The organism is Actinoplanes solisilvae (assembly GCF_003999975.1).
GTDB classification, from domain to species: Bacteria; Actinomycetota; Actinomycetes; order Mycobacteriales; family Micromonosporaceae; genus Actinoplanes; species Actinoplanes solisilvae.
This window is the reverse complement of record NZ_RJAC01000038.1, coordinates 26,481-50,176: the sequence shown is the minus strand read 5'-3', so window position 1 is coordinate 50,176 and position 23,696 is coordinate 26,481. Positions and strand designations below refer to the sequence as shown.

The 23,696-nt window shown below is 68.8% G+C and carries 21 protein-coding genes; 11 read left to right on the top strand and 10 right to left on the bottom strand.

Translation table 11 applies throughout. The features are described 5' to 3' along the window. Nucleotides 1-215: 215 nt before the first annotated feature. Nucleotides 216-602 carry a hypothetical protein gene (locus EER30_RS43765; RefSeq protein ID WP_127508287.1) on the top strand — a complete coding sequence of 129 codons (387 nt, stop codon included), beginning with the start codon at nt 216-218 and terminating at the stop codon, nt 600-602. Nucleotides 603-647: 45 nt separating this feature from the next. Here EER30_RS43765 and EER30_RS43760 read toward each other — a convergent pair whose 3' ends face one another. From EER30_RS43760 to EER30_RS43750, 4 genes are all read right to left on the bottom strand, one after another. After that, the gene (locus EER30_RS43760) at nt 648-968 is read right to left on the bottom strand and encodes a hypothetical protein (RefSeq protein ID WP_127508285.1); all 321 of its coding nucleotides are present in this window, start codon (nt 966-968) and stop codon (nt 648-650) included. 59 nt (nt 969-1,027) lie between these two features. Then, nucleotides 1,028-1,156 (bottom strand): DUF2255 family protein, encoded by a 129-nt coding sequence (locus EER30_RS49190; RefSeq protein ID WP_240670695.1) that lies wholly within the window; start codon nt 1,154-1,156, stop codon nt 1,028-1,030. Between the two features lie 121 nt (nt 1,157-1,277). Further along, the gene (locus EER30_RS43755; protein ID WP_127508283.1) at nt 1,278-2,177 is read right to left on the bottom strand and encodes a P1 family peptidase; all 900 of its coding nucleotides are present in this window, start codon (nt 2,175-2,177) and stop codon (nt 1,278-1,280) included. 8 nt (nt 2,178-2,185) lie between these two features. Continuing rightward, nucleotides 2,186-3,781 carry a methyl-accepting chemotaxis protein gene (locus EER30_RS43750; RefSeq protein WP_127508281.1) on the bottom strand — a complete coding sequence of 532 codons (1,596 nt, stop codon included), beginning with the start codon at nt 3,779-3,781 and terminating at the stop codon, nt 2,186-2,188. Nucleotides 3,782-3,944: 163 nt separating this feature from the next. On the opposite strand from EER30_RS43750, the gene EER30_RS43745 reads away from it, so the two are divergent. Genes EER30_RS43745 through EER30_RS43730 form a run of 4 tightly spaced genes read left to right on the top strand, consistent with a single transcriptional unit; the run spans nt 3,945 to nt 9,303 of the window. Next, entirely contained in the window at nt 3,945-6,077 is a 2,133-nt protein-coding gene (locus tag EER30_RS43745) for an alpha-galactosidase (protein WP_127508279.1), read from the top strand. 9 nt (nt 6,078-6,086) lie between these two features. Next, nucleotides 6,087-6,983 (top strand): carbohydrate ABC transporter permease, encoded by an 897-nt coding sequence (locus EER30_RS43740; RefSeq protein ID WP_127508277.1) that lies wholly within the window; start codon nt 6,087-6,089, stop codon nt 6,981-6,983. Nucleotides 6,984-6,994: 11 nt separating this feature from the next. Then, on the top strand, nt 6,995-7,933 hold the full coding sequence (locus EER30_RS43735) for a carbohydrate ABC transporter permease (RefSeq protein ID WP_240670694.1): 939 nt from the start codon (nt 6,995-6,997) through the stop codon (nt 7,931-7,933). Then, nucleotides 7,930-9,303 carry an ABC transporter substrate-binding protein gene (locus EER30_RS43730; protein ID WP_127508275.1) on the top strand — a complete coding sequence of 458 codons (1,374 nt, stop codon included), beginning with the start codon at nt 7,930-7,932 and terminating at the stop codon, nt 9,301-9,303. The genes EER30_RS43735 and EER30_RS43730 overlap by 4 nt, the downstream gene beginning before the upstream one ends. 3 nt (nt 9,304-9,306) lie before the next feature. Here EER30_RS43730 and EER30_RS43725 read toward each other — a convergent pair whose 3' ends face one another. Next, nucleotides 9,307-9,873 carry an NADPH-dependent FMN reductase gene (locus EER30_RS43725; RefSeq protein ID WP_127508273.1) on the bottom strand — a complete coding sequence of 189 codons (567 nt, stop codon included), beginning with the start codon at nt 9,871-9,873 and terminating at the stop codon, nt 9,307-9,309. Between the two features lie 222 nt (nt 9,874-10,095). On the opposite strand from EER30_RS43725, the gene EER30_RS43720 reads away from it, so the two are divergent. The 4 genes from EER30_RS43720 (at nt 10,096) to EER30_RS43705 (ending at nt 16,383) form a co-directional block, all read left to right on the top strand. Next, nucleotides 10,096-10,290 (top strand): WD40 repeat domain-containing protein, encoded by a 195-nt coding sequence (locus EER30_RS43720; RefSeq protein ID WP_164842734.1) that lies wholly within the window; start codon nt 10,096-10,098, stop codon nt 10,288-10,290. A 27-nt stretch (nt 10,291-10,317) separates the two neighbouring features. Beyond that, a complete protein-coding gene (locus EER30_RS43715; protein ID WP_127508269.1) occupies nt 10,318-10,824 on the top strand; it encodes an LURP-one-related/scramblase family protein in 507 nt (168 codons plus the stop codon). Then, nucleotides 10,821-11,567, top strand: a complete 747-nt coding sequence (locus tag EER30_RS43710; protein ID WP_127508268.1) for a sulfite exporter TauE/SafE family protein — start codon at nt 10,821-10,823, stop codon at nt 11,565-11,567. Before EER30_RS43715 ends, EER30_RS43710 begins: the two co-directional genes overlap by 4 nt. Nucleotides 11,568-11,901: 334 nt before the next feature. After that, on the top strand, nt 11,902-16,383 hold the full coding sequence (locus tag EER30_RS43705; protein WP_164842733.1) for a HEAT repeat domain-containing protein: 4,482 nt from the start codon (nt 11,902-11,904) through the stop codon (nt 16,381-16,383). A gap of 95 nt (nt 16,384-16,478) precedes the next feature. Here the strand turns inward: EER30_RS43705 and EER30_RS47745 are convergent, their stop codons facing one another. Continuing rightward, nucleotides 16,479-16,688, bottom strand: a complete 210-nt coding sequence (locus tag EER30_RS47745; RefSeq protein WP_164842732.1) for a hypothetical protein — start codon at nt 16,686-16,688, stop codon at nt 16,479-16,481. On the opposite strand from EER30_RS47745, the gene EER30_RS43700 reads away from it, so the two are divergent. After that, the gene (locus EER30_RS43700; protein ID WP_164842731.1) at nt 16,678-17,775 is read left to right on the top strand and encodes a PQQ-dependent sugar dehydrogenase; all 1,098 of its coding nucleotides are present in this window, start codon (nt 16,678-16,680) and stop codon (nt 17,773-17,775) included. The genes EER30_RS47745 and EER30_RS43700 overlap by 11 nt on opposite strands. Here EER30_RS43700 and EER30_RS43695 read toward each other — a convergent pair. Together EER30_RS43695 and EER30_RS43690 are read right to left on the bottom strand one after the other, a co-directional pair. After that, a complete protein-coding gene (locus EER30_RS43695; RefSeq protein WP_127508262.1) occupies nt 17,763-19,280 on the bottom strand; it encodes a multicopper oxidase family protein in 1,518 nt (505 codons plus the stop codon). The genes EER30_RS43700 and EER30_RS43695 overlap by 13 nt on opposite strands. 61 nt (nt 19,281-19,341) lie before the next feature. Beyond that, nucleotides 19,342-20,703, bottom strand: coding sequence for an FAD-binding oxidoreductase (locus tag EER30_RS43690; protein WP_127508261.1), 1,362 nt, complete (start codon nt 20,701-20,703; stop codon nt 19,342-19,344). Between the two features lie 47 nt (nt 20,704-20,750). Between EER30_RS43690 and pdxR the strand changes: the two genes are divergently transcribed. Next, nucleotides 20,751-22,208, top strand: a complete 1,458-nt coding sequence (gene pdxR / locus EER30_RS43685; RefSeq protein ID WP_127508259.1) for a MocR-like pyridoxine biosynthesis transcription factor PdxR — start codon at nt 20,751-20,753, stop codon at nt 22,206-22,208. Here pdxR and EER30_RS50145 read toward each other — a convergent pair. Beyond that, on the bottom strand, nt 22,192-22,290 hold the full coding sequence (locus EER30_RS50145) for an MFS transporter small subunit (RefSeq protein ID WP_432417602.1): 99 nt from the start codon (nt 22,288-22,290) through the stop codon (nt 22,192-22,194). The genes pdxR and EER30_RS50145 overlap by 17 nt on opposite strands. Next, a complete protein-coding gene (locus EER30_RS43680) occupies nt 22,287-23,681 on the bottom strand; it encodes an OFA family MFS transporter (RefSeq protein ID WP_127508257.1) in 1,395 nt (464 codons plus the stop codon). Before EER30_RS43680 ends, EER30_RS50145 begins: the two co-directional genes overlap by 4 nt. Between the last annotated feature and the right edge of the window lie 15 nt (nt 23,682-23,696).

Here is a 23,696-nt window from a genome sequence, read left to right as displayed (position 1 = left end):
TGTCTCCACGGTTTTCCACCCCCTTGCACGCGTCGGCTGAGTTCCGGTATACCGTCGGCCGACGGCGGTGGACAGGGTCGTTCGGCCTGGTCAAGGCGGCCGGGCACGCGGGGAGAACAGGGTTGACGACAAACTCCTGTTCGCAGGTCAGGGCCGGTGGGTGCGTGCCAGCATCGAATCGCCATTGCGCTCGAGACCGGGGAGTGAAAATGCGAATGAAGCTGCTGGCCGCCGTCGTGGCTGCCGCGATTCTGTCCATTGCCGGAGCGACTCCCGCGGCCGCCGCGGATAAGTTCGGATGTAAGTATCCGCGGGTCTGTCTCTATCTGAAGAAAGCCGATTGGGGTGCACGCAAGCCCACCGCCGCCTACCAGATCAAGACGCAGGATTTCCAGACGCTCGGTCCGCGGGCCCGGCATGCGTACGCCGTCTACAACTCGCGGCGTGATGACGCTGTGCTGCTTCTGCTGCCGGGACGGGGACGGGACGGCGGGGACAATCAGATCTGTGTGGGGCCGCGAAAGTCGAAGGTTCTGGGAGCGACGTCGAAGATTCGGGGTGTTCTGATCGTCGACGAGGCGCGCTGCGATCGGGTGCGGTGATCAGCCGGCGACCGGGGCCACGGTGGTCGCGGCCGGAATCGGTGGTCAGACCCTTGGGGCACGGTAGCGGCCGGTGAAGGTTGAGCGGTCGACGACGCTGGTGAACGTCAAGCCTGCGGGGTGGCCGTCCTCGACCAGCCAGGTCAGGTCATAGCAGGCTCGATAGGCCGGGGGCCAGAACGAGCAGAAGTGGCCGTCGTCGAGGTACCACTCGCCGTGGGTCGGGCGGCCGCCCTCGACGTACGTGGTGGTGCCGTCGGGGTTGAAGGTCTGGGTGGCGCCGTCGGTGTAGACGAACTCGCCGGCCGTCAAGGCGGCACCTACCTGTTCGGCGCCCACCGGTTCGCCGTCCTGGGGAGCGTTCATGGTGGAAGCATCGCGTGCCCGCGGGGGCGGTCGCGCCCGCGGAAACGCGGGTCTTCCGGTCAGGCCGGGTCTATGCGCAGGGTTGCGTCGCGGGCAGCGGGGTTGCCGACCAGGGTTCCGGCGGCTCCGTATTTCGCCCGGTAGGCGTCGTCGATGGGGGCCGACGGGCCGGTGTGGGGGCGCAGCACGACCTCGGGATGCCGGCGATGCCGAGTCCGATCGTGGTTTTGATACGCATGTGCTTTCCTTCCGTCGAGGTCGGTAGGTGCGTTCAGCGCAGCGTCTCGCACCGATGGAGTGAGGGCGGCCTTATCCGGCGGGGTCGGTGGGGACGGTGCGGATTGCTTCAGCCATGACCTGGGACGTGACGGCGCGTAGGTGTTCGAGGTCCACCCCGTCCGGGGCCGCGCCCGTGGCCAGGGCCACCACGGCGTCGCCGTCGTAGCTGGTGTGGGCGGGGTGCAGGGCCCGGGCGAAGCCGGTGTGGGCGCTCTGGGCGAGCAGGTGGCAGCCGGTCTTGTCGAGTTTCGCGTCGGTGAGGACGACGGCGATGGTCGTGTTGGCCGTCGGGAAGGGGGGTGCCGCCGGAACAGCGGCCGAGGACGGGGCGAAGCGCGGCCGGCCGTCGGCGCCGATCACGTCGCCCCAGGCGTTCACCGCCGCCAGGGCGATCACCGAAGCGTCCCCGGCCCGCCCGAAGGCCACGCCGAGACCGCCGGGATCGAGCCGCCCCCGCCACTTGCCCGTCGTCGCGCCCGTCCCGGCCCCGGCCCGCCCGGTGGCGACTCCCGCCGCGACCGTGCCCCCGGCCCGGCCCCCGAGGACCTTGTCGCCCAGCGCGGCCGAGACGGCCGCCTCGCCGCCCGCGGCGAAGTCGACCGGCGGATCCGCCGCCACCGACGCGTCGAACAGGGACATCCCGACCACGATCGGCACCGGACCGAACGGCGTGGGCAGCCCGATTCCCCGGGAGCGCAGCAGCCGCATCACGCCGTCGCCGGCTGCCAGCCCGAAGGCCGAGCCGCCGGAGAGCACGACCGCGTCCACCCGCTGCACCATCCGTCCCGGCGAGAGCAGTTCGAACTCCCGCGTGGCGGGCGCTCCACCCCGCACCTCCCCGGAGCCCACGGTCCCCGGCGGCGGCAATATCACCGTCACTCCGGTCCCCGCGGTGGTCCAGTGGCCCAGGGAAGCGCCGAGCAGATTCATGCCGTCCATCAAACCCTGAACGTGGACACCAGGCTCGTCAGCTCGGCCGACATGCGGGCCAGGTCGCTGGTCGCCTGCTGGGACTGCTGCACGCCCTCGGTCGTCAGGCGGGCTGCCTCGGCCACCCCGCTGATGTTGCGGGCGATCTCGCTGCTGCCGGTGGACGCCTCGGACACGCTGCGGTTCATCTCGGCCGTCGTCGCCGTCTGCTCCTCGACGGCCGAGGCGATCGTCGTCTGGTAGTCGCTGATCCGGGCGATGACGCGGGTGATCTCCTCGATCGCGTCGACCGCGCCGCCGGTGTCGGTCTGGATCGCCTGTACGCGTTTCGAGATGTCCTCGGTGGCTCGCGCCGTCTCCTGGGCCAGGTCTTTCACCTCGGCCGCGACGACCGCGAAGCCCTTGCCCGACTCGCCGGCGCGGGCCGCCTCGATCGTCGCGTTCAGGGCCAGCAGGTTCGTCTGCTCGGCGATCGCGGTGATCGTGCGGATGACGTCGCCGATCTCGGACGACGACTCGCCGAGCTGGTTCATCGTGGTCGACGTGCGCGCGGCCAGCCCGACCGCCTCGCCCGCCACCTGCGCGGCCTCGCTCGCGTTCTGTGAGATCTCACGGATCGAGGCGCCCATCTGCTCGCTGCCGGCCGACACCGTGTCGACGCTGCGCGAGATCTCCTCGGCGGCCGACGACACCGCCTGCGCCTGCACCGACGTCTGTTCGGCCGACGCCGCGATCTGCTGGGCCACGCCGCTCATCTGTTCGGAGGCGCTGGCCAGCGAGCCCGCGGAGTTGTCGATCGTCGACACGGTCTGGCGCAGCCGGCCCATCGCCTCGTCCAGCGCGCGGCCCATCACGCCGGGCTCGTCGTGCGATTGCAGGCCGGTGCTGCGGGTGAGGTCGCCGGCCGCGAGGCTCTCGCAGACGTCGCGCACCCGGTGGAGCGAGCGCACGATGCCGCGGGCGATGATGAGGCCCAGCCCTAGCGCCCCGGCCCCGCCGACCACGAGCAGCGACAGCGTCTGTACGCGGCTGCGGGCGTAGCCGCTCTCGGCGGCGGCCGAGGAGGCGGCGGCGGAGCGCGACTCGGCGGTGGCCAGGTCCTCGATGCTCTTCGTCAGCGAGGTCAGCACGGGGTTGATCTCGTTGTCGCGTACGGCCTGCCACGCCGCGAAGTCGTGCCGCTTGCCGTTGACGAGTTGCTTGGTGGTGGCGAGCTCGACGTATTCGGCCCAGGACTTCTCGAGGGCGGCCAGTGTCGCGGGCGGCGCGGCCGGGACGCCTTCCTGGTAGGCGGCGACGGCTTCGTCGAACGCGCGGACGTCCTGCTCGAAACGGGCGGTGTACTTGGCCGACGACGCCGGGTCCTGCGAGATGAGCTGGTTGGCGAGGTCTACGCGGGCGACCCCCAGCGCGGCCTCGATCGCGCCGACCTCGGCCACGTGCTTCACGTTGTCGGTGTAGATGCTGCGGGCCGCGCCGGCCGAGTCGCTCAGCGCCATCAGGGCGAGCGTCCCCACGATCACGGCCATGACCACACCCACCGCCGATGCGATCACGATCTTGACCTGGACGCTCAGGTTGACGAACACGCCGCCTCGTCGCATGCGACCACCGTAGAGCTCGCCTCGACCGAAGTGAGGGGTTTTCGACGCAATCACCTCGCGAAAGATCGATGAGGGTTGACATGCCGGACACACCCGAGCAATGTTCGTCACATCGATTTAGCACTCCCGTCCCACCGGCCACCGCTGTCCCAAGGGGAGCCGTATGAGTGATGCCTTTGTCGCCTTGACCGCGGACGGGGTCACCGTGCTGATCGATGCCGTCGGGCCCGGTCTGCCGGTCATCGCCTACTGGGGACCGGCGCTGCCCGGCCTCGACGAGCCCGCCGCCCGCACGTTGCTGCTGCTCGGCGAGGGCGTCACCGGCTCCAACGCGCAGGACCTCCCACCCCGGGTCGCGATCGTCCCCGAGCACCGTACCGGCTGGACCGGGCGTCCCGGGCTGCGCGGCTCGGCGGCCGGCACCGGCTGGTCACCGGCCCTCCAGATCAACAGCCTTCGGGCGTACGGGGATGAGGTGCGAGGTTTTGCGTCGGGCGGCCCCGGACAGGTGGTGGTCGAGGCGGGCGACGAGTCGGGCCGGCTCGCGCTGCTCGTCGAGATCGAGCTGCTGCCCGGCGGCCTGCTGCGCGCTCGCGCCACGGTCACCAACGAGCACGATCAGCCGTACGGGGTGGAGGATCTGGTCCTGTCCTTCCCGGTGCCCGCCGAGGCCGCCGAGCTGCTCGATTTCGCCGGACGGCACAACCTGGAGCGCGTTGCGCAACGCGCGCCCCTGAACACCGGCCTGCACCTGCGCGAGAACCGTCGTGGCCGCACCGGGGCCGACAGCGCCTACGTGCTGCACGCCGGCGAGCCCGGGTTCGGGTTCGCGCGCGGCCGGGTGTGGGCCGTGCACACGGCGTTCAGCGGCAACCACACCCACTACGCCGAGCGGGTCTGGTCGGGGGAGCAGCGTCTCGGCGGCGGGGAGCTGCTGCTGGCCGGTGAGGTGCGGCTCGCGCGCGGTGAGTCGTACGCCTCGCCCTGGATCTATGGCTCGCACGGCGACGGGCTCGACGAGGTGGCCCGGCGGTTCCACCGGCACCTGCGCTCGCGGGACCGGGCCGTCGGCAGCGAACGGCCGGTGTCGCTGAACGTGTGGGAGGCCGTCTACTTCGACCACGACCTCGACCGCCTGGTCGCCCTGGCCGAGCTGGCGGCCGGGGCGGGGGCCGAGCGTTACGTGCTGGACGACGGCTGGTTCGGTTCACGCCGCGACGACACCTCAGGTCTGGGCGACTGGGTGGTCTCGCCCGACGTGTGGCCCGACGGGCTGCATCCGCTGATCGACCGGGTGAAGCAGCTTGGGATGCAGTTCGGGCTGTGGTTCGAGCCCGAGATGGTCAACCCCGACTCCGAGCTGGCCCGCGAACATCCGGAGTGGGTCATGACGGCCCGTGCGGACTGGCCGGTCGAGTCACGCCGTCAGCAGGTGCTCAACCTCGGCATCCCGGCCGCCTACGACCACGTGAAGTCGCAGATGCTGGCGATCCTCGAGGAATACGCGATCGACTACATCAAGTGGGACCACAACCGCGACCTGATCGACGCGGGCACCCAGCCGGGTGGCGAACCGGGCGTGCACGAGCAGACCCTGGCGTTCTATCGGCTGCTCGACGAGCTCCGGGCGGCCCATCCGCGGCTGGAGATCGAGTCGTGCTCGTCGGGTGGCGGGCGCGTCGACCTGGAAGTGCTGGAACGCACCGACCGGGTGTGGGTCAGCGACAACATCGACCCGCACGACCGCCAGCACATGCTGCGCTGGACCGGTCAGCTCGTGCCGCCCGAACTGCTCGGCTCGCACATCGCCTCGGGCCGCAGCCACGTCACCGGTCGCCGCCACGACCTCGATTTCCGGGCCGGGACGGCGATCTTCGGGCACCTGGGCATCGAGTGGGATCTCACGTCGGCCGCGCCGGAGGAGATCGACGCGCTGGGGGAGTGGATCGCCTTCTTCAAGCAGAACCGGGGGCTGCTGCTCGCCGGGGATCTGGTGCGCATGGACGGGTACGGCGACGACGTGCTCGTGCACGGCGTGGTGGCGCCCGACCGGTCGGCCGCCCTGATCGCGATGGTGACGATGGCCAGCCCCTACCCCGACCCGCCGGCCCGGCTGCGCTTCCGCGGACTCGACCCGGACCGCCCCTACCGGCTGCGCCCCCTGCGTCCCACCGGAATCGCCCCGCCGTGGTGGGGGAGCGAGGCCGTCCTGTCCGGGGCGGCGCTCGAACACGCGGGGGTGGCGGTTCCCCGCGTGCGCCCCGATCAAGTGGTGCTCTACCGGGCCGACGCCTGAGGAGACACGATGGCCGTTGTTTCAGTGCCGAAGAAGAAACGCAAGGACGACACCCGGCTCGCGATCCTGTTCATCGCGCCCGCGCTCGCCGGGTTCCTGGTCTTCATGATCTGGCCGACGCTGCGCGGCATCTATCTGAGCTTCACGAGCTTCAACCTGCTCACCCCGCCCGAGTTCAACGGCCTCGACAACTACATCCGCATGGTCCAGGACCCGGTCTTCTGGAACTCGATGGTGGTCACTGTCTACTACGTGATCATCAATATCGCCCTGCAGACCGCGTTCGCGCTGGCCATCGCGGTGATGATGCAGCGGCTCACCAAGCGCACCTGGCTGCGCGGCGTCGTGCTCACGCCGTACCTGGTGTCCAATGTGGTCGCGGCGCTGATCTTTCTGTGGATCCTGGACTACCAGCTCGGCCTCGGCAACAGGGTGCTCGAACTGATCGGGATGGACCGGATCGCCTTCCTGGCCGACAGCGCGTGGGTCATCCCGACCATCGCTGTCATCAATGTCTGGCGGCACGTCGGCTACACGGCCCTGCTCATCTTCGCCGGTCTCCAGACCATTCCCGAGACCATGTACGAGGCGGGGCGCATGGACGGTGCGTCGGAGCTGACGATGTTCCGGCGCATCACCCTGCCGCTGCTGCGCCCGATCCTCGCATTGGTCCTCATCATCACCGTGGTCGGATCGTTCCAGGTGTTCGACACGGTCGCCGTCACCACCCGCGGCGGGCCGGTCGACTCGTCCCGCGTGCTGCAGTACTACATCTACGACATGGCGTTCGGCCGGTTCCAGTTCGGCTACGCCTCGGCCATGTCGGTCGCGCTGCTGCTGGTCCTCATCGTGATCACGTTCCTGCAGTACCGGCTCACCCGCGCCGAACAGTCCGACCTGGCCTGAGGAGGACGATCATGGCTACCACCGCTCTCCCGGTCTCGACCCCTCCCTTGGCCGAGCCGCCACCACCGGAGAAAACGGGCTTCCCGTACGGCCGTACGCTGGCCTGGATCTTCATGGTGCTGGTGATCCTGGCGTCGCTGTTCCCGTTCTACTGGATGCTGCGCACGGCCTTGTCCAGCAACAACGCCCTGTACGCGGGCTCCGACAGCCTGCTGCCCGTGCAGCCTTCGTGGGGTGGCTTCGAGCGCGTCTTCGGCCTGCAGAGCGGGCAGGAGGCGATCGACGCGGGCGGTGCCGGACAGCCGATCAACTTCTGGCACTACCTGGCCAACTCGGTCATCGTCTCCACGCTGATCACGGCCGGGCAGGTGTTCTTCAGCGCGATGGCCGCCTATGCGTTCGCGCGTCTGCAATGGCGGCACCGCGAGAAGGTGTTCCTGTTCTTCCTGGCCGGACTGATGATTCCCGCCATCTTCACGCTGCTGCCGAACTTCGTGCTCATCAAGGAACTCGGACTGGTCGACACCCTGCTCGGCATCTCATTGCCGACGATGCTGATGACGCCGTTCGCGGTCTTCTTCCTGCGGCAGTTCTTCCTCGGCATCTCGCGCGAGGTCGAGGAGGCGGCCCACGTCGACGGGGCGTCCAAGGTACGGGTGTTCTTCCGGCTGATCATTCCGATGTCGACCGCACCGCTGGCCACGCTCGGGATCCTGACCTACATCACCTCGTGGAACGACTATTTCTGGCCGCTGATGGTCAGCTACACCGACCGGTCGCGGGTGCTGACCGTGGCGCTCGGCGTCTTCAAGTCGCAGACCCCGCAGACCGGGCCCGACTGGTCGGGACTCATGGCGGCGACGCTGGTCGCGGCGCTGCCGATGCTGCTCCTGTTCCTTTTCTTCGCCAAACGCATCGTCAACTCCATCGGCTTTAGTGGGATCAAATGAGGAAGCGTCTCGCGGCTCTGATGTCGGCCCTGCTGGTCGCCGGTTGCGGCTGGGGCGGGACCGACGCCCCCACCGAATCGGGCGGGGGAACCATCGAATACTGGCTGTGGGACTCGGCCCAGCAGCCCGGCTACCAGAAATGCGCCGACCTGTTCGCGACCGAGAATCCCGGGCTGAGGGTCGACATCTCCCAGTACGGATGGGACGTCTACTGGTCGAAGCTGACCGCCGGGTTCATCGCCGACACCGCGCCCGACGTGTTCACCGACCACCTCAACAAATTCGCCCAGTTCGTCGACCTCGAGGTGCTGCGCCCGCTCGACGACCTCGCCCCGACCGCCGACATCAACGACGGTGACTACCAGGAAGGGCTGGCCGAGCTCTGGAAGGGGCAGGACGGCAAGCGGTACGGGGCCCCGAAGGACTGGGACACCGTCGCGATGTTCTACAACCCGGCGTCCATGCAGGCGGCCGGGATCGACCCCGCGTCGCTGAACACGCTCACCTGGAACCCGGCCGACGGGGGCACGTTCGAGAAGACCATCGCGCACCTGACCATCGACGCCAACGGTGTGCGCGGCGACGAGCCCGGCTTCGACAAGACCAAAGTCAAGCAGTACGGGCTGGGCGTCGACGGCTCCGGCGGGGCCGGCTGGGGGCAGACACAGTGGTCGGCGTTCACCGGCAGCGCGGGCTGGTCGGTGACCGACCGCAACCCGTGGGGATCGCGCTTCAACCTCGACCAGCCGGCCTTCCAGTCCACGCTGAACTGGTACTTCGGGCTGGTGCGCAAGGGCTACATGCCGAGCTTCGCCGAGATCGGGGGCAACAACCCGGTCGGGCCGGACAAGCAGATCCAGTCCGGGCTGGCGGCGATCGCGCTCGACGGCTCGTGGAAGATCTCGACCTTCGCGAACCTGACCGACGCGGCCGGCCAGAAGCTCGAGATGGGCATCGCGCCGACCCCGATCGGGCCCAGCGGCAAGCGGGCGTCGATGTTCAACGGCCTCGCCGACTCGATCACGTCGCTGTCCGAGCAGCCTGACAACGCCGCGAAGTGGGTGAAGTTCATGAGCGGCGAGCAGTGCCAGAACATCATCGGCGAGAGCGGGGTGGTCTTCCCGGCGCGACCGGCCGGGACGGAGAAGGCGATCGCGTTCAACCGCGACGAACGCAAACTGGACGTGTCCGCCTTCACCGACCAGGTCAAGGACAAGACGACGTTCCTGTTCCCGGTGACCACCAACGCGGCCGACATCACCGCGCTGATGATCCCCCGGATGGACGCCGTCTACATCGGCGACGAGCCGGTCTCGTCGCTCAACGACCTGAACGACCAGCTCAACGGTTTGTTCAAGGTCGCCGGCTGACGTCTACCCACGCAGTGGCTCCAGGGCCGCGCCGACCTTGGCGAGCTCGTCGAGGACCGCGGTGGCGGCCCTGTCCATGGCCTCGGTCGCCTCGAGCCGGCCGTCCTTGACCAGGCTGTGCACGAACGGGATGTTCACCGATTCGGGCATCATCCACAGGCGCAGGGCGTACGCGGTGCCCTGCAGGCCCATCGCCGAACGCGTGCCCGCCGAGACGCCGCCGTAGCTGACCACGCTGGCCGGCTTGTAGGCCCACTCGGCGTGCAGGTAGTCGAGGGCGTTCTTGAAGGCGGCCCCGAGCCCGTAGTTGTACTCCGGGATCACGAACACGATCGCGTCGGCCGCGGCGACCTTCTCGCTCCAGCGCTTCGTGTGGTCGTTCTGGTAGTTCCCCAGGCGGGGGTGGTGCGGCTCGTCGAGCAGCGGCAGGTTCTCCTCGGCCAGGTCGGCCACGGTCACCTGGAACCCGCCGTGCGCCTTCGCGGCGTCGACGAACCAGTCGGCCACCTTGGGCCCGACACGCCCCGGCCGCGTACTTCCGACGACGACCAGCAGATTGAGCTCGCTCACAGAGCAGCCCTTCCTCCCGTACGAATTATTTGCGCTCGCAACAATACTGCCGGCAAGATTTATATTCCCCACCCAGTCGGAAGCATCACATTCCTATCTATCGTCCGCTCGGTCGAGTTGAGTGACTTGTTCTATTAGTTCGTTTAAGGTAGTGATCGTTCTCGCGTAGCAGCCCCGACCGACTCCCCTTCGCCGAGCCCGCTGTTCAACCCTCGCCGCTCGGTGCTGGCTCTGACCCGGGACGAGAGCATCGACCTGTGGGACTCGCTGACCGGGGTGCGTCTCACGACCCTCACCGGTCATGGCAGGACCGTTGAGACGGCGGCGTTCAGCCCCGACGGCGGCACTCTCGCAACCAGCAGCACCGACGGGACCGTACGGCTGTGGAAGGTGCCACTGCCGGGCGGGGGCCGGTGAATCGGAGGGCTCGGGCAGAATCGACCCATGTATGTGATCAGGGAACGGTTCTTCTCGATCGGGGACGACTTCGACGTGCTCGACGAGCACGGGAACAAGGTCTACCACGTCGACGGCAAGGTGCTCAGCGTCCGCGACAAGGTGGTCATCGAGGACCCGTCCGGCGACGAGGTGGCGACGTTGCACCGGCACCTGGTCGCGCTGCGCCCGACGTACGAGATCCGCATCGGCGGCGAGAAGGCGGCCGAGGTGCGCAAGAAGTTGTTCACGCCGTTCCGGGAGCGTTTCACGATCGACGTCCCCGGCCCCGACGACCTGGAGATGAAGGGCGACCTGCTCGACCACGAGTACGTCATCGAGCGCGACGGCGTCGAGGTGGCGTCGGTCTCGAAGCGCTGGCTGACGATCCGGGACACGTACGCCGTGCAGGTCGCTCCCGGCATCGAGCCGCTGCTCATCATCGGCAGCGTGCTCGCCCTCGACCTGGCGCTCGAGCGCTCCGCCGACCGTGACAAGGGCGACTCCGACAGTTGACCCTCGGCGAACTCTGCCTGCTGCTCGGCGGCGGGTTGACGGCCGGCGCCGTCAACGCGATCGCCGGCGGCGGCTCCCTCATCACGTTCCCGCTGCTGGTCACCCTGGGCCTGCCCGGGGTGGCGGCCAACGTCAGCAACGCGCTCTCGGTCGCCCCCGGCTACGTCGCGAGCGCCGTGGCCAGCCGCCCCGACCTGGCCGGGCAGGGCCGCCGCATCGTTTCGATCATCCCGACGATCGTGGTGGGTGCTCTGTGCGGCAGTGGCTTGCTGCTCTTCACCCCGCGCTCGGTCTTCGACTTCGTCGTCCCGTTCCTGTTGCTGCTGGCCGCGGTGATGATGGCCTTCCAGAACCGCCTGCGCGCTCTGGCCGGCCGTTCCCATCCGCGCAGGTCGAGCCGGCAGGTCCAGGTGGTCGTGTTCCTGTGCGGCCTCTACGGCGGCTACTTCAACGCCGCCATGGGTCTGCTGCTCATCGCCGCGTTGGCCCTGGTGCTGGATGAGCACCTGCGCCGCATCGCCGCCCTGAAGAATGTGTTCTCCGCGGTGGTGGGCATGACCACGGTGCTGACCTACAGCGTCTTCGGCCCGGTCAACTGGGCCGCGGTCGCCGTCCTGGCCCCGGCCACGGTGGTCGGCGGCTACGTCGGCGCCAAGACGGCCCGCCGCATCCCGCCCGAAGCTCTCCGTTGGACCATCGTGGTATTCGCCGTGACGGTAGCCATAGTCCTGCTGGTGACATGACCAATGCGGACGGGCATGACATCTGGCGGAAAGCCATCAGATACAGCCCCGACGGCCATTTACGGAGCTGCCGTCCGCAATCCGACAGCAACGGCGGCCGGACCACCCGGACGCCCGGCGGCCTGGCAACTCTGACTCCTGATCGGAGGCCAGCAATAGTGATCGTCGGAGACTAGGATGGGTTCACGAAGCTCCAGCGAGCCAGACGGTCGCCTATGCGAGTGAACTTGAATGGGCCTTTCAGGGACTTTGGGGTGGCATGCCCGCTTCACAACTAGCGCCGATGCGGGACCGGTTGGCACAGTCTCGTGTTCGTTACTTCCTTCCGCCGACCATGTTGTACAGCGTCGCGGCCGACGAGTCGATGGGTCGCATGGGGTACGGCCAACTGGTTGACCGGCTGGCCGGCTTCCAGCGCCACACGTGGTTCGTGGAGGGGGCTGCGGGAAGCGGGAAAAGCACGCTGATCAAAGAGCTCGCGCTGTCGCTTCTCGACCGCGGCGCACCCTGCGTTCTCGTCGACAACAGATCGCTGCGGTTCCACAGCATCCAAGAGATCGATGCGCGCGAGTTCGCCAAGAGGTGCCGCCCGGCCGAGGTGGACCAGCCGCTGTGGAAGTCGAGAACCAAGCACGGGCAGATAGTTTTTCTGGTGGACGCGGTCAATGAGATCGAACGCGAGTTCTCAGGAACGACGAAATGGGACTTCGTGCGATCGCTCATAGAGGGCGGCCACAAGTACCCCGTTGTCGCAACGTCGCGTTCCTGGTTGGAAGGGCTCGGCTATTCATACCTACGGAATGTCGACCGTCTGTCTCTGCTGCCGTTGACCGAAGGTGAGGTCCAGCATTATCTGGACATGCGAGGTGCCGCGTCCGGTGACGCTATGGTGGAGTTGCACGCCACGGGCATGAGCGGAGCCGCGTCCAATCCGTTTCTTCTCTCGTTACTGGCCGACTGGTTGCTCGATGGGCATCGCGACGCCGGCCGTCCGGCGCCACGATCACGCGCTGCCCTGTTGCACGCCACGGTCGCCCGCCCGAAGGATGAGGGACGCTACAGCGCGGCGGACAAGCAACTCGAGCTGTCCGGGCTGACTATGGATGCAACGCTGTGCGGTGCGGCGTTGGTGGCATTCCTCTCGAGTCAGGGCGACATGAACTTCACCGCGACCGACCTCACCGCACTTCTGCGGCGAGTCTGGCCGGACGGCGACTTGGCGAGTAGCGCGACTCAACTCTTCAATGACACGCAAATGGTTCACCGCTCCGGTGTCCCGGACGGCGGCGACGATTCCTACGCGTTGTCGCACCCGGCACTCGTGGACTTCGGTCTGGCAATCGGCTGGCAGCGCGGCAGCCTGCCGTCGATCGCGTGGGACCCCGGATTTCTGGATCAATGCATGGCCGACTGGGTGGGCTTGCAGCACGATCCCGACTCCACCGTACGCACCTTACTCGGCCTCGGAAAGGCCGCTCCCCGCTACGACCTGCTTGTTGATGTACTCGTCGCCAACCGCGGGCTGCTGTCCTCCGAAACCCAGGCACAAATGTGGCAGCACCTGGGTATGGGCTTCCTCAGCGGCCGGAATGCCCGGAACGGTTTGGTCACGGCCCTCCAGCGAATACCTTTCTGGCTGGTTCGGGAGGGCGTGCAGAGGGGGCTTCTTCGCCGGCTCAGACGAGCCTCGCCCGAACTCGCGGACGAGGTTCTGCTGGCTTTTCAGGACAGGACGCTGAATCCGGACTCTTTCCAACAACTGCGCAGGCGACGCGGGCGTCGCGAAGTCGACGCCAACAAGGTTCTTACCGTGCAGAACGTTGATGCCGCCCTCGTCGAGCAGCGGATCATGAGCTTGAGATCGGCGGGCGCCGCCAAGGTCCGCATGAACGCCGCGTCGTGGCTGGCGGCCAACGCGCCACAGGCCGCCGTGCTCGCTGTCACGGCCGCTTTGCGCGAGGACCCGGACGACCGGGTGCGGGGCTCGGCGGCCACCGCGCTCGGCCGGATCGGCAGCTCGGACGCTGTCCTCACCCTCACCGCCGTTCTGCGCGACGATGGGGGCAGCAATGTGCGGGGGTCGGCGGCGACCGCGCTCGGCCGGATCGGCAGCGCGGAGGCGGTTCCTGCGCTTACTGCCGCTTTGGGCGGGGATGCTGACAACTCGGTGCGGGGGGCGGCGGCGACGGCGCTCGGCCGGATCGGGAGCCCGGATGCGGTTTCTGCTCTTACCGCCGTTCTGCGCGACGATGGGGGCAGCAATGTGCGGGGGTCGGCGGCGACGGCGCTTGGCAGCATCGGTAGCGCGGAGGCGGTTCCTGCGCTTACTGCCGCTTTGGGCGGGGATGCTGACAACTCGGTGCGGGGGGCGGCGGCGACGGCGCTCGGCCGGATCGGGAGCCCGGATGCGGTTTCTGCTCTTACCGCCGTTCTGCGCGACGATGGGGGCAGCAATGTGCGGGGGTCGGCGGCGACGGCGCTTGGCAGCATCGGTAGCGCGGAGGCGGTTCCTGCGCTTACTGCCGCTTTGGGCGGGGATGCTGACAACTCGGTGCGGGGGGCGGCGGCGACGGCGCTCGGCCGGATCGGGAGCCCGGATGCGGTTTCTGCTCTTACCGCCGTTCTGCGCGACGACGGGGGCAGCAATGTGCGCGGGTCGGCGGCGACGGCGCTCGGCCGGATCGGCAGTGCGGACGCGGTTCCCGCTCTTACCGTCGTGCTGGGCGAGGATGCCGACGATTCGGTGCGGGGGTCGGCGGCGACGGCGCTTGGCAGCATCGGTAGCGCGGACGCGGTTCCTGCTCTCACCGCTGCTCTGCGCGAGGACGCCGACAACTCGGTGCGGGGGTCGGCGGCGACGGCGCTTGGCAGCATAGGTAGCGCGGACGCGGTTCCTGCTCTCACTGCCGCTCTGCGCGAGGATGCTGACAACTCGGTGCGGGGGGCGGCGGCGACGGCGCTCGGCCGGATCGGGAGCCCGGATGCGGTTTCTGCTCTTACCGCCGTTCTGCGCGACGACGGGGGCAGCAATGTGCGCGGGTCGGCGGCGACGGCGCTCGGCCGGATCGGCAGCGCCGACGCGGTTCCCGCTCTTACCGTCGCCCTGCGCGAGGACGCCGAGTACTCGGTGCGGGGGTCGGCGGCGACGGCGCTTGGCAGCATCGGTAGCGCGGTCGCGGTTCCTGCTCTCACCGCTGCTCTGCGCGAGGACGCCGAGAACTCGGTGCGGGGGTCGGCGGCCTCCGCACTCGGCCGGATCGGCCGGCCCGAGGTCCTGCCGGACCTGCAGAGGTCCATCACCAGTGAAACCGAGGACTACTGGGTGCGAGCGTCGGCCGTGCTTGCTCTCGGCGGGCTCGAAGTACCCATCGACTCGTGGCTGATCGGCTTGGCCGACAACCTGAGGTACACCGCGTCGGCGGCTCACCGTGAGGCCGCGAAGAGGCTTCGTGGCACGATTGTGAACCTGATCAGCCGCCGTTCGGTGACCGCGGAGGCCAACCTCTGGCTGCGGGATGTGGCCCGATCTGACTCTGATCCGATCAATCGGACTGCCGCGATCGAAGGACTTTCCCGGGCGAGGGCGCTCGACCCGGACATCGTCCGCTTTACCATCGCTCCCACGTCCGCCCGCGCCGACGGACGCTCACGCGACACCGACGATGGAGTTTGCGGGGCAGCGGCAGCAGCAGTCATCCGAATGGCCCAGTATGACGAAGAAGTCGCGTTGTCGCTGTTGCCCTCGGTCGTCGCGTTGATCACGAGCTCCGAAACCTGGTCCTCCGTGGTCAACGCGGCGCTGGCACCGATCGTGAATCTCCCGTTGGAGACGGCTGAGCGTGTGCTGATCCGGATCAAAGAACTGGCGCAGTCGCGGGCCGGCACGAACACCTGGTTCTTGAACGCAGTTGAGCGTAACGCCGTTGTCTTGGACCAGCGTAAGCAGTCCCGGGCCGACCTTCGTCTATTGGCTCAGGCGCCCGAACGCATGCTGTCCGAGTTTCGAGACCAACGAAAGTCGAGGTTCGAATTGACTGACGTCTTGCCGCAGCGGTGCGAAGTCGCTCTCCTGACGGCCATTCCAGTCGAAACGCGGGCCGTTCGTGAAGTGCTTGGCGACCTACAGCTCGTCCCGCAGCCGATTCAACGCCGCGGTCGTTACTTCGACATGGTGACACTTCCGACCGGGCCCGACACCGCGACGAACGTTGTCATCACGCAAGCAACTGACAAGGGCGGGCAATCCGCGTCGGCGGTCACCCATGACATCATCGCGGAGTTTCAACCCCAGCTGATCATACTCGTCGGAGTATGTGGCGGCTTCCCCGAACACGGCGTTTCCCTCTACGACGTGATCGTGGCGAGGAACGTTTTCAACTATGACCCGGAGCGACTGCAGGCCGACCGCGGTGGCGACCGTCCACAGTTCTACCGCACGGATGAGCAACTCTTGCGACTCGCCAGCTATCTGCACGGTCGCGGTGATCTCGACGACGCGATGGATTCGAGCAAACTGCATGTCAAAGACTACGCAAGTGGCGAAAAGGTTATCGCGTGGAAGGACGCGGATCTGCGCGCCCGGCTCCTGCAGATGTCGACGGATCTGTACGGAATCGAGACCGAGGGTCATGGTCTGATGCATGCCGTATGGGAGACGTTCAAGGCCGACCAGTTCGTTGGCGGCAGCATCATCAAGTGTGTGAGTGACCTCGGGGACGAGGAAATGGGAGTGGATAAAACGGCGAAACAGGCGGCTGCGGCCCGCAAGGCGGCGCGGCTCGCTCTGGATCTGGCCCGAGCCTTCCGCCGTACATGACCGACGGGGTCGCGTCCTGGCTAGGCGGCCGTCATCGGTGGTCGCGTCGGCGCCACGACGGCCGGCCGCATCCCACCCGAAGCTCTCCGTCGAGATCAGACCGGTACGGGACAGCGGCGATCGTCGATGTTGTGGTAGAACGCCGGGATGATGCGCAACCGCTGGGTCAGCGCCGTGGTCGTCCTACCGTTGCTGTTGGCGGCGTGCAGCGGCGGTGACGACACCGCGCAGGTGAGTCCGGCCGCGAGTGCGGCGCCTTCGGCGAGCGGGGCGGCCGCGAGTCCCGTACCTTCCGTGAAACCCACCCCCAGCGCTGTCGCGCCGCCGCCGGCCGCCCGGCTGGCCAAGTTGAAGCTCACCGCCACCAAGGTCGCCGACGGGCCCGAGTTGCTCACGTCGATCGCCTGGCGGCCGGGGGACCGGAAGCCGTACGTGGCCGATCAGGAAGGCCGCGTGTACCGGCTGGACGGCCGGAAAGCCGTGTCGGTGCTGGACTGGACGGCCGAGGTGGTCGACTGGCTGCAGGACTCCGAGCGTGGCCTGATGGGCATGACCTTCGACCCGGTCGACGGCCGGTTGGTCCTGGGCTACCGCGACAACGCCAACTTCACCCGGGTCGTGTCGTTCGCGGTCGGGGCCGACGGTGTGCCCGATCGGGGTTCGGCGCGGGAGATCCTCAAGGCCAGGCAGCCGGGGCTGGGGCACAACATCGGGCAGTTGGCCTTCGACGCCGACAACAACCTGTGGATCTCGCTGGGCGACGGCGGCGCGAGTCGTGGCGCCGACGCGCAGGACCCGGCCAAGCTGCTCGGCAAGATGCTGCGGATCACCCCGAACCGCTCCGGCACGGGTTACACGGTGCCGAAGGACAACCCGTTCGTCGGTGACGACAAGGTGCGCGACGAGATCTGGGCCGTCGGGCTGCGCAACCCGTTCCGGTTCTCCATCGACCATCCCACCGGCGACATCTGGATCGGCAGCGTCGGCCAGGACACGTACGAGACGGTCTATCGGCTCAAGCGTGGACAGGCCGGCGCCAACCTGGGATGGCCGCGCTGGGAAGGCACGAAAGAGATCAACTTCAGCCGGAAGTTCAAGGTGCCGGACGACGCCGTGATGCCCGTCCACCAATACAAGCACAAGGGCGGAGCCGCGGTGATCGGCGGCTACGTCTACCGGGGCAAGGCGATCCCGGACCTCGCCGGCGCGTACGTCTTCATGAACTTCTACCGGCCGGTGTGGGCGATGGGGAAGGGCGGCACGAAGGCCGTGGTCGAACTGGGTCTGAAGCTGCCCAGCCTGCTCACCTCGCTCGGTGAGGACCCCGACGGCGAGCTGTGGATTCTTACGTTGCGTGACGGGATCTACAAGATCGAGCCTCAACGCCGGTAGCCGAGAGCCGCCATCATGCCGGACTCGGCGTGGTAGATGTTGTGGCAGTGCAGCACCCACAGGCCCGGGTTGTCCGCGTCGAACACGATCGACACCGAGTCTTCGACGCGGACGTTGACGGTGTCCTTGCGGGGGCCCGATGACGAGCCGACCGCGAACGTGTGGCCATGCAGATGTACGGGATGCCACATGTGGGCGGAGTTGATCAGATCGAGCTGGATCCGTTGCCCGGCCTGGATCGGAACCAGATGTTCGGCCAGCTTGTCGTGGGTGAGCGGGCGGCCGTTGAAACCCCAGCTGTAGCTGGTCGTGCCACCGGTCAGCTCCATCTGGATGACCTGATCGGGTTCCCGGTCGTCGAGCCGGACCGCCTCGGCGGGCACCAGTTCGTCGTAGCCGACGATGCGACCGTTCAGCGCGGCCGGGCGTACCTTCGGTTTCGGGGCGGTGCCGGTGCCGGTGCGGACCAGCCCGAACGCCGCCCCCTTCTTGCCCTCGGCGAGTGCCACCAGCGGGAACACTCCGTCCTTCAGATCGACGAGTACGTCGTACCGCTCGCCCATGCCCAGCACCACCGCGTCGGTCTTGACCGGCTTGACCGGGAACCCGTCGGTGTGGGTGACGGTCAACTGGTGCCCACCCAGCGCCACCCGGAACGCGGTGTCGCCGCCCGCGTTGACCAGCCGCAGTCGTAACCGGCTGCCCGGCCGGGCGCGGAAGGTCTCTGGGTTGGCCGGGAGCCGTCCGTTCAGCAGGTAGTGCGGGTAGACGACGTCGCCGCCGGGGCCGCCGAGGACCTCGCTGTCGCCCTCTCCGCCCTGCTCGCCGTGGCCCGGCCCGTCCTGCAGCTTGGCCAGCATGGCGTCCGGCGTGCCGGCGACGCCGTCGAGCCAGTCGTCGAGCACCACCGTCCATTCGTCGTCGTACTGAAGGGTCTCTCGAGGATCGTCCACGATCATCACCGCGTAGAGGCCGCGGTCGAGCTGGACGCCGGCGTGCGGGTGAAACCAGTAGGTGCCCGGATGCGCGGCGGTGAACTCGTACGTGAACTCGGCGCCGGGCGCCACCGGCGGCTGCGTCAGATGCGGCACTCCGTCGGCGTTGTTGCGCAGCGCGAGGCCGTGCCAGTGGAGGGTCGTCTCGGCCGGTAGCCGGTTCGTCAGGGTCGCGCGGACGACCTCGCCGGCGCTGACCCGGATCGGCGGACCCGGGATCCGGCCGTCGAAGCTCCAGGTGTTCACGGTGCGACCACCGAGGTCGATCGGCCCGGCGGTGGCGGTCATCCGGAAGCTTCGCGCCCGGCCCGGTTTGCGGGCGGCCTCGGCGGCGCGCACCTCGGCGCCGTCCGGTGCCACGAATCCGTCCGATATGGCCGGGCCGCCGGGCGAGGCGCTGCCGTGGTGTATGGCCGGGTCGGGGCGGCTGGGGTCGCAGGCGGCCAGAAATCCGGCGCCGCCGGCGACCAATCCGGCCCGGAGCAGAGTGCGGCGGCTGGTCGACGTCACCGCGCCAGGCTACTCCGTTCACAACGACGCCGGTCAATCGAAAGCGGGCGTGAATGTCAGGTCAGATGACACGGTCGGCCGCTGCCGGGCGGATGTTCTGGTTCAGGTGGAACACGTTGCCCGGGTCGTACGCGGTCTTCAGCGCGGTCAGCCGGGCGAGCTTCGCGGCCGAGTATGCCCGCTGTACGCCTGCTCGCCCGTCGGCCAGTTCGTCGGCGGTCAGCGAATTGACGTACACCCCGTTCGCGTACGGTGCGAGCGACGCCCCGGCGGCCCGGGCCGCTCCCATCCGGGTGTCGTCCTCGGCCGGGTCGCTCCAGCGGCAACCGGCGCCGAACTCGAACATCGTGTCGCGATGGGTGAACGCGGCGTCGGCTTCCGGCACCTCGGCGATCGCGCCGCCGTGCGCCTGCAGGCCCACGCTCGGCCGGTGCCGGTCTCCGCTCAGGTCGGTGGCGCCGCGCAACAGGAACGCCTCGATCGCCGCGGTGGGGAACTGCCGCAGGTAGTGCGCCTTGGAGTAGCGGCGATAGGTGTGGCCGCCGATGGAGTCCAGGCGTTGCTGAAGTTCGAGGTACGACGGTGTGGTGACCCGCGACGCGACCGGCCGCCCGAGCGCGCGCATCGCGGGCAGCAGCCGACGGCCCTCGGCCGGGTCGCCGACCCACACGAACCCGAGCGTGACGATCGGTCCGGCCGGAGTGCTGTCGACGTCGGCGGTGAACGTCGCCGGCCGGGGTGCGACGGCGTTCAGGTCGCGCCAGGCCTCGACGGCCGGGACGGCGTCCTCGGCGCGGAAGTCGAACTCGGCGACGAGCGTACGGGTGCCGGTCTGATGCAACTCGAACTCGAACTCGGTGACTATGCCGAAATTGCCGCCGCCGCCGCGCAGGCCCCAGAACAGGTCGGGATTGTCGGTGCGGCTCGCGGTCACCACGGCCCCGTCGGCGGTAACCATCGTGTACGAGAGGACGTTGTCGCAGGCCAGGCCATGTCGGCGGGCCAGCCACCCCATGCCGCCGCCGAGCGTGAGCCCGCCGACACCGGTGTGCGAGACGTTGCCGGCGGTGGTGGCCAGGCCGTACGCCTGGGACGCCTGATCGAGCGCACCGAGCAACGCGCCGCCCTGCACCCGGGCACGGCGACGGGCCGGGTCGATCCGGACGCCGCCCATCGGCGTCAGGTCGATCATGAGGCCGCCGTCGGGCACGGCGAATCCGACGGCGTTGTGCCCACCGCACCGGACGCCGATCTCGAGCCCCTGCTCGCGAGCCATCCGTACGGCCGCGACCACGTCGGCCACGCTCGCCGCGCGGACGATGATGCGCGGACGCCGGTCGATCATGGCGTTCCAGACCGTACGGGCAGTGTCGTAACCGGCGTCGCCGGGCTTGAGGAGCCGGCCGTCCAGCAGGGTTGTCATGCTGTCGAGCCTGACAGGAATCGGTACACCGGTTAAGGTCCGATTCCATGGGCCGAATCAGGACCAATTCGGGGCCGGCCGAGGATCTGCTCATCGAGCTGGACCGCGAAGCCCGCGTGCCGCTGCACCGGCAGATCGCGGCGTCCATCCGGGGCGGCATCCGGGCCGGCCGGCTGGGCGCGGGAGCGTCGCTGCCACCCACCCGCACCCTCGCGGCCGGCCTTGGGGTCTCCCGCGGGGTGGTGGTGGAGGCGTACCAGCAGCTCGTCGCCGAGGGTTATCTGGCCAGCCGGTCGGGCGGTTACACCCAGGTCGCCGCGTCGATGCCGCAAGCCTCCGCCCGCACGACGGAAACCCCGGAACCGGCGCCCAAAATCGATTTCGGGTACGGGCGGACCGACGTATCGCAATTCCCGCGGGCGGCCTGGCTGCGCTCCGTTCGCACGGTGCTCACCACCGCGCCCAACGACCGGTTCGCCTATCTCGACGGGCGTGGCGTGCCCGAGCTGCACCAGGCCCTGTCCGATTACCTCAACCGGGTGCGCGGCACGTCCGCCGACCCCGGCAACGTGGTGATCTGCAACGGGTACGGGCAGGGCATCGCGCTGCTGATCCAGGTGCTCGTCCGGCGAGGGGCACGGCGGATCGCGTTGGAGGACCCGTCGTCCAACGACGACGCCCTCGTGGTGGCCCGCGCGGCCGGCCTCGAGGTGGTCGGCGTCCCGGTCGGTCCGGACGGGGTACGGGTCGACGCGCTCGAAACGGCCGACGCTGACGCGGTCGTGCTCACGCCGTCGCACCAGTGGCCCACCGGTGGGGTGCTGTCGGCCGCGGCGAGGGCCGAGGTGATCCGCTGGGCGAAGCGCCGCGAGGCGATCGTGATCGAGGACGACTACGACGCCGAGTACCGGTACGACCGGTCGCCGGTGGGCGCCATGCAGGGCCTCGCACCCGACCACGTCGTCTACTGCGGCACGGCCAGCAAGACCCTGGCGCCGGGGTTGCGTCTCGGCTGGCTGATCGTGCCGCCCCACCTGGTCGCCGACGTCGCCGCCGCGAAGGTGCTGGCCGACCGGGGCTCGCCGGTCCTCGACCAGCTGACCTTCGCCGACTTCCTGGTCCGCGGCGAGTTCGACCGCCACCTGCGCCGGATGCGCCCGGTCTACCGCCGCCGTCGCGACGCGCTGCTGGGTGCCCTGCGCACCCACCTGCCCGAACTGCGACCGGCCGGGATCGCCGCCGGGCAGCACGTGGTCGCCTGGCTCCCGCCGGACCTCGACGAGGCGGCGGTGGTGCCGGCCGCCGCCCGGCACGGCCTGGGCATCCACGCCGTCGGCGAATACCGCATCTCCGGCGCCGGGCCGGGCGGCCTGATCTTCGGCTACGCCATCCTCGGCGAGGCGGCCATCGCCGAGGGGATCACGCTGCTCGCGCGGGCCATCCGCGAGATCCGCGAGCAGACCGGTGGCCCGGGCCGGTTGGCGACGGTCATTCGAACAGTTTGACCGCGGTGATCAGCGTTTGGACGATGCCGTAGCCGAGCAGGACGGCTACCAGGAGCCAGGAGACGATCAGGCGGGTGCTCATGCTGCGGCCTCCTTGGCCAGGGGCTGCGCCGGCTCGTGGTAGAGGTCGGGGACCGGGCGGATCAGCAGGTTGGCGACGAAGCCGACGGCCAGGACGCCGACCATGGTGAACAGGGCCGGCTGGTAGGCCGACGAGGTCAGGGTGCCGGGTTTGCCCTGGGCGTCCAGGAAGCCGTTGATGATGAGGGGACCGGCCACGCCGGCGGCCGACCAGGCGGTCAGCAGGCGGCCGTGGATGGCGCCGACCTGGAACGTTCCGAACAGGTCGCGCAGGTAGGCGGGGACCGTGGCGAAGCCGCCGCCGTAGAAGGACAGGATCACGCCGGCCAGGATGACGAACAGCGGGGTCGCGGCGTCGCCGACCGTGGCCAGCAGGAAGTAGAGGATGACGCCCACGCCCAGGTAGACCATGTAGATGGGCTTGCGGCCGATGACGTCCGAGGTGGAGCTCCAGGCGAAGCGGCCGGCCATGTTGAACAGTGAGAGCACGCCGACGAATCCGCCGGCGGCGGCGACGCTCACGGTGGAGACGCCGTCGGAGCGGAAGAAGTCCTGGATCATCGGGCTGGCCTGTTCGAGGATGCCGATGCCGGCGGTCACGTTGCAGAACAGGACGATCCACAGGAGCCAGAACGAGCGGGTGCGGATCGCGTTGGCGGCCGACACGTTCGCGGTGGTGACCAGCGGCTTCGACTTGACGGTGGCGGGGTCCCAGCCGGCCGGCTTCCAGTCGTCGGCGGGGACGCGCATGTTGGCCACGCCGAACATCATGATGATGAAATAGGCGACGCCGAGGGTGAGGAACAGCCCTACGAGGGCGCCGCCCGACGCGACCGAGGTGGCGACGCTGGGGTCGTACCCGTCGTCGTAGAAGGACAGCAGCTGGCGGGAGGCGGGGCTGGCGATCAGCGCGCCGCCGCCGAAGCCCATGATGGCCAGGCCGGTGGCCAGGCCGGGGCGGTCGGGGAACCATTTGATCAGCGTCGAGACCGGCGAGATGTAGCCGATGCCCAGGCCGATGCCGCCGAGCACGCCGTAGCCCAGGTAGACCAGCCAGAGCTGGCTCGTGCTGATGCCCAGCGCGCTGACCAGGAAGCCGGCCGCCCAGAAGCTGGCCGACACGAACATGGCCTTACGGGGGCCGTTCTTCTCGACCCAGGTGCCGCCGACCGCGGCCGACAGGCCCAGCATCACGATGGCGATGCTGAAGATGATGCCGATCGAGGTCTGGCTCGCCTCGAAGTGCGAGACGAACGAGTTCTTGTAGACGCTGGTCGCGTAGACCTGGCCGATGCACAGGTGCACCGACAGGGCGGCGGGCGGGATCAGCCAGCGGCTGAAGCCGGGTGGCGCCACGGATCGTGAACGGTCCAGCTTGCTGAGAAGGGACAACGGACGCCTCCCGGA